The 5,828-nt window shown below is 73.5% G+C and carries 6 protein-coding genes; 2 read left to right on the plus strand and 4 right to left on the minus strand.

Annotation, left to right across the window (positions count from 1 at the left end; genetic code table 11):
- The coding region (locus LG632_RS29250; RefSeq protein WP_226730923.1) for an NAD-dependent epimerase/dehydratase family protein at nucleotides 1–1,076 on the minus strand (1,076 nt) is incomplete at its 3' end.
- 192 nt (nucleotides 1,077–1,268) lie between these two features.
- On the opposite strand from LG632_RS29250, the gene LG632_RS29255 reads away from it, so the two are divergent.
- Complete coding sequence (locus tag LG632_RS29255) at nucleotides 1,269–2,735, plus strand: zinc-dependent metalloprotease (protein ID WP_226730925.1); 1,467 nt, start codon at nucleotides 1,269–1,271, stop codon at nucleotides 2,733–2,735.
- Entirely contained in the window at nucleotides 2,732–3,256 is a 525-nt protein-coding gene (locus LG632_RS29260; RefSeq protein ID WP_226730927.1) for an NUDIX hydrolase, read from the plus strand. The genes LG632_RS29255 and LG632_RS29260 overlap by 4 nt, the downstream gene beginning before the upstream one ends.
- A gap of 146 nt (nucleotides 3,257–3,402) precedes the next feature.
- On the opposite strand, the gene LG632_RS29265 is transcribed toward LG632_RS29260, so the two are convergent.
- From LG632_RS29265 to LG632_RS29275, 3 genes are all read right to left on the minus strand, one after another.
- Nucleotides 3,403–4,158 carry an AIM24 family protein gene (locus tag LG632_RS29265; RefSeq protein ID WP_226730928.1) on the minus strand — a complete coding sequence of 252 codons (756 nt, stop codon included), beginning with the start codon at nucleotides 4,156–4,158 and terminating at the stop codon, nucleotides 3,403–3,405.
- A gap of 16 nt (nucleotides 4,159–4,174) precedes the next feature.
- The gene (locus tag LG632_RS29270; RefSeq protein WP_226730932.1) at nucleotides 4,175–4,855 is read right to left on the minus strand and encodes an AIM24 family protein; all 681 of its coding nucleotides are present in this window, start codon (nucleotides 4,853–4,855) and stop codon (nucleotides 4,175–4,177) included.
- 20 nt (nucleotides 4,856–4,875) lie between these two features.
- Nucleotides 4,876–5,828: AIM24 family protein (locus LG632_RS29275; protein ID WP_226730930.1), on the minus strand; the 953-nt coding region annotated here is incomplete at its 5' end.

A 5,828-nucleotide genomic window follows, 5' to 3' on the forward strand; every position in this document is an offset into this window, starting at 1 on the left:
GCGTCCTTGCGGCCCAGCCGCCGGCCGGCCACGGTGTGCCGGCCCGCCACCTCCTGCAGCAGCTCGGCCAGCACCTCCTCGTTGGTCCAGCGCGGCCGCCACCCCGCCGCGTGCAGCCGGCTGACGCTGACGACCCACGGATGCATCGTGTACGCCAGGTCCCCGGCCGGCGACGGCGTCAGCCCGATCCGGTGCAGCCGGGCGGCGGCGCCCAGCGCGACGGCCGACGGCAGCTCCATGCGGCGGATGCCGCTCAGCTCCTCGACCTCCTCCTGCTCCAGCCAGCCCTCGCAGCCCACCGCCAACTCGCCGTCGACCTTCTCCAGGGCGGCGTACTCCAGCGCGCTGACCAGGTCCTCCACGTGGCAGAACTGCCACGTCGGCCGCGACCCGGCGACCACCAGCAGCCGCGGCGACTCGAAGTAGCGGGTCAGGGCGGTGTCCGTGCCGCCGACCAGGACGGCCGGGCGGACCACGGTGACGTTCAGCCCGGGGTGGGCCCGCGGCGCCCGGCGGCCCAGGCGTTCGATCTCCAGCAGGTCGCCGACGCCCGTCGCCTCGGCGGTCGCCCTCAGCTCGGAGTCCTCCGAGAGCGGGATGTCGTTGTCCGGCAGGGCGCCGTAGACCATCGCCGACGTGCACAGGACCACCCGCCGTACACCGGCCGCCGCGGCGGCGGTCAGCACGGTCTGGGTACCCCGTACGTTGTACGCGGTCCGGGCGGCGGGGTCCGTCTCCAGGTCGAGGTCCAGCGCGAGGTGCACGACGACGTCCGCGCCGCGCAGCTTGTCCGCGATGGCCGGATCGCGCACGTCCAGGACGTGCCACTGCGCCGCCGCGGTCTCGCCGCGCCGCTCGTCGATGGCGATGACCTGCTTGACCTCGTCGGACGCGGCCAGGCGCGCCACGAGGGCGGCACCGATCCCGGCCGCGGCGCCGGTCACGGCGACGACCGGGCCGCGCACGGCCGGGTTTCGCGGCTGGCGAACGCCGTCCTCGCGATCGGACCGGTCGGACCGATCGGGGCGGCTTCGGGCGTCCTGCGCCGCGTGAACCTGCGGATCTGGGGAACTCACCAGGCGTCTCCAGCGGTTGTCTTCAGTAGGTGCGCGTCGTGACGCGTACCGACCAGGTGATGTCCATCCTGCCGCAGCCCAGGAGCCGGTGGAGCACCGAGCCCGGAAGCGGGCGCGGTGTCTACGCTGGTGGTGTTGCCAGACCCCACGCCCGCCGGCGCCCGCCGGCGGCCCTACGAGCCGAGGAACCCCGTGAGTGACACCCCATTCGGATTCGGCCTTCCGCCGGAGGAGCCGGAGCACGGCGACGAGGGCAAGAAGAAGGGCAACCAGGGCGGTGGCCAGGGCGGACCGGCGAATCCGTTCGGCTTCGGCGCGGGTGTGCCGGGCGGTGCGGACAACCCCTTCGCCGCGATGTTCGGCGCGATGAACCCCGGTGATCTCGGCGCGGCCTTCCAGCAGCTCGGCCAGATGCTCAGCTACGAGGGCGGCCCGGTCAACTGGGACATGGCCAAGGACGTGGCCCGCCGTACGGTCGCGCAGGGCACGGCGGACGGCGTGAAGGACTCCAGCGTCGGCCTCGCCGAGAAGGCCGCGGTCGAGGAGGCCGTCCGGCTGGCCGACCTGTGGCTGGACGGGGCGACCTCGCTGCCGTCGGGCGCCGGTACGGCCGTGGCGTGGAGCCGCGCCGAGTGGGTGGAGGCCACGCTCCCGGTGTGGCAGGAGCTGGTGGACCCGGTCGCGGAGCGCGTCGGCGCGGCCATGGGGCAGGTGCTGCCCGAGGAGATGCAGGCCATGGCGGGCCCGCTGCTCGGCATGATGCGCTCCATGGGCGGGGCGATGTTCGGCCAGCAGATCGGCCAGGCCGTGGGCGTGCTGGCGGGCGAGGTCGTCGGCTCCAGCGACGTCGGCCTGCCGCTGGGCCCGGCCGGCAAGGCGGCGCTGCTGCCGCTGAACGTCGAGGCCTTCGGCAAGGACCTGGGCGTCCCCTCGGACGAGGTGCGGCTGTACCTGGCCCTGCGCGAGGCCGCGCACCAGCGGCTCTTCGCCCACGTGCCGTGGCTGCGCTCGCACCTGTTCGGCGCGGTCGAGGGCTACGCCCGCGGCATCAAGGTCGACACCTCCAAGCTGGAGGACGTGGTCGGCCAGCTCGACCCGTCGAACCCGGAGCAGCTCCAGGAGGCGCTGCAGGGCGGCATGTTCCAGCCGCAGGACACCCCCGAGCAGAAGGCGGCCCTGGCCCGGCTGGAGACGGCGCTCGCGCTGGTCGAGGGCTGGGTGGACGCCGTCGTGCACGAGGCCGCCAAGCCGCGGCTGACCTCGGCGGACGCGCTGCGCGAGACCCTGCGCCGGCGCCGGGCCACCGGTGGTCCCGCCGAGCAGACCTTCGCCACGCTGATCGGCCTGGAGCTGCGGCCGCGCCGGCTGCGGGACGCCTCGCGGCTGTGGGCCTCGCTCACGGACGCGCGCGGCATGGACGGCCGTGACGCGCTGTGGGAGCACCCGGACATGCTGCCGACCGCGTCCGACCTGGACGACCCGGACGGCTTCGTCCACCGCGAGCAGCTGGACTTCTCCGAGATCGACAAGATGCTCGGCGAGGCGGCGCAGCGGCGCGGCGAGGAGCCCGCGGGCAGCGGCGGAACCGGCGCCGCGAACGCGGACGCGGACGCGGACGACACCACCGACGACGAGGGCAAGGGCGACACGGCGAAGTGACCCTGTACGAAGACGCGGTCCTGGTACTGAAGGCGTACGAGGGCCAGCCCGAGCTGCGCGACCTGTACCTGGCGCACCTGGCGGAGCACCCGGACGGCATGTACAAGCCCTGTTCGGCCGGTCACCTCACCAGCAGCGCGCTGGTGATCGACCCGGCGCGCGAGCGGGTGCTGCTGACCCTGCACAAGAAGCTCGGCATGTGGCTGCAGATGGGCGGCCACTGCGAGGACGGCGATCCGACGCTGGAGGCCGCGGCGCTGCGCGAGGCCCGGGAGGAGTCCGGCATCGCGCACGGGCTGACGCTGCTCGGGGGCGGCCCGGTCCGGCTGGACCGGCACCCGATCCCGGCGCCGTGCCACTGGCACCTGGACGTGCAGTACGCGGCGCTGGCGCCGGCCGAGGCGGTCGCGGAGATCAGCGACGAGTCGCTGGACCTGCGCTGGTTCCCGTACGCCGAGGTCGCGAACGTGGCCGACACGTCGGTGGTCCGGCTGCTGGAGGGCACGCTGGCCCGGCTGTGACGTGCGGGCGGCCCGGCTTTCACGTGCGGGCGGCCCGGCTGTGACGTGCGGGCGGCCCGGCTTTCACGTGCGGGCGGCCCGGCTGTGACGTGCGGGCGGCCCCCACCCTCCGGAGGGTGGGGGCCGCCCCTGTGACGGGCGGGCCGTCAGTTCCAGACGTTGCCGCGGTTCTGGGCGTGGGCGCCCTGCTGCCCCACGCCGTACTGCGCGGCCATGCCCTGTCCGATCTGGGCGTTCTGCGGCGGCAGCAGCTCGCTCGGCTGGACCAGGGCGAAGCCCTGGCCCAGGAAGCTGAGCTCCCAGCCCTCGCCGGTGTTGCCCCGGCGCCGCCAGACCCCGCTGGAGTGGGTCTGCGCCTGCATCTGGACCCGCAGCGACGTGGACCAGGCGACGATCGCGTCCGCGTCCACGTTGACGTACTTGTCCGGGGTGATCTGGAGCATCAGCGGCTGGCCGGAGGTCATCAGCGCGACCTTGCCGCGGCCGGTGATGTTCAGCTGGTACTTGCCGGAGCCGGAGATCCCGTACTGGCTGTCGACGGCGATGACCTCGGTGTGCAGCGTGGAGTCCATGGCGAGGACGTAGGCGCTGTCGACGGTCAGGCCCTCCTGCTCGACGTCCATGACGTGGACGTTCTGCGCGAGGTTGGCGAAGTACACGGTGCCCTGCCCGGAGCAGCGCATCAGGTCCAGGCCCTCGCCCGTGCGGTTGCGGGCGCCGCGCTGGTTGCTGCTCTGGTACTCGCCGTCGAAGTCGATCAGCCCCTGGTAGGCGACCATCGCGCCCTTGCGGGCGAGCACGTCGTCGGAGCCCTGGAGGGTGACCCGCAGCAGCTGCGGGTTCTGGACGGCGTACCGGTCCTGCGACGGCACTTCGGCGTGGGCGAACAGTGAGCTCTGCATGATTCCCTACTCCCCCTCAGCCCCGCGCCCGCAGGCGGTCGGTGCTGTCCTCGCTCGGCTGGACGACGACGATGCCCTGGCCCGAGAAGGCCATCTGATAGGCCTCCCCGCTGCCCCGGCCGATCATCGACGAGGCCTTGAAGCTGCGCTTGCCCTTCACCTTGAGGCCCGGCGACCACGCGACGAGCGCGTCCGGGTCGACGTACGTCTCGTCGTCGCCGCGGCCGCAGTCGACCACGATGGGGGTGCCGCGCGAGGTCAGGGCGACCCAGCCGGTGCCGGCGATCTGCACGTTGAACAGGCCCTGGCCGGCGAACTTGGCCATGCCCTTGACCCGTTCGACGCCCCACTGGAGGTGGGCGTCGAAGGCCAGCACGTTGGTGCCGTTGACCGACAGGGCGTCGTTGTTGAGGTTGATCACGACGACGTCCGCGCCGTAGTCGGCGAGGTAGAGCAGACCGTCGCCGGAGCACTTCATCAGGGGCGCGCCCTCGCCGGTGAGCCACTGGGAGGCCATCTGGCGGACGGCGGGCGGGTTGGGCTCGTACTGCACGAACCCCTCGTACGCGACCATCGAGCCGGTGCGCGCGAAGAGGTCGTGGCCGGTCTGCATGGCGACCTTGAGCATGGCCCGGCCGTGGTTCTCCATGCGGGCCGTGACGGGGGTCGGGGCGTAGCCCGCGAGCTGCTGGTTCATTGCGTTCATGACGGGCTCCCTCAGACCTCGTAGGGCTGGACGACGATGAAGTTGCCGGGGGCGCCCCGGAACTGGAGGTTCACGGTCTCGCCGCTGTGGCCGGGGTAGGCGTTGCGGCGCAGCCGGACCTGGCTGGAGATGATCACCTGCGAGCCCGCCGACCAGGCGACGATGGCGTTGCTGTCGGCGAACGTGGTCGGGGTGACCGGCAGCACGACGGGGACGCCGTGCGTCTTGACGACGACGGTGCCGGTGCCCTGGAACTGCATGGTGAACAGGGCCCCGCCGGGAATGCCGTGGCCCTCGATGCGGCGGACCTCGTGGTGCAGGGACTCGTCGAAGGCGAGCACGTTCTCCGCGGAGACGCAGATGGCGTCGCCCTGGAGCTCGATGGCGTGCAGGTGCGCGCCGTTCTCGGCGAGGAAGACCTGGCCGCGGCCGGTGCAGCGCATCAGCTGCATCTCCTGGCCGGTGGCGTTGCCCACGATGCGGCCGGCGAAGCCGGCGCCCTTGTAGCTGAAGTCGACCTTGCCCTGGTAGAGGACCATGCTGCCCTGGCGGGCGAGGACGGGCTGGCCTCCCATGGCCAGGTCCACGCGCATGAGCTGCGGGTTCTGCGCGGTCCAGCGGGCGCCGGTCGGGGCCTCCTTGTAGAGCTGGAGGGCGGCGGACAGGCCGGGGCCGGCGGCCTGGGCGGGCTGCTGGCCGTACGGCGCGGGCGCGCCGGGGGGCGGGTAGCCGCCCGGGGCCTGGCCGGGGACCTGACCGGGCATCTGGCCCGGCATCTGGCCGGGCATCTGTCCCGGGTACTGCCCGGGGACCTGGCCGTACGAGGGCTGGGCCGGCTGGCCGCCGTAGGGCGCGGGCGGCGGGGTCTGGCCGGGCATGCCGGGGACCTGGCCGTACGAGGGCTGCGGCGGCTGGCCGTACGGCGCCGGGGCGGGCGGGGCCGGTGGGGCGGGCGCGGGGGCCG

Origin of the sequence: Streptomyces antimicrobicus (assembly GCF_020532625.1) — a bacterium.
GTDB lineage: Bacteria > Actinomycetota > Actinomycetes > Streptomycetales > Streptomycetaceae > Streptomyces > Streptomyces antimicrobicus.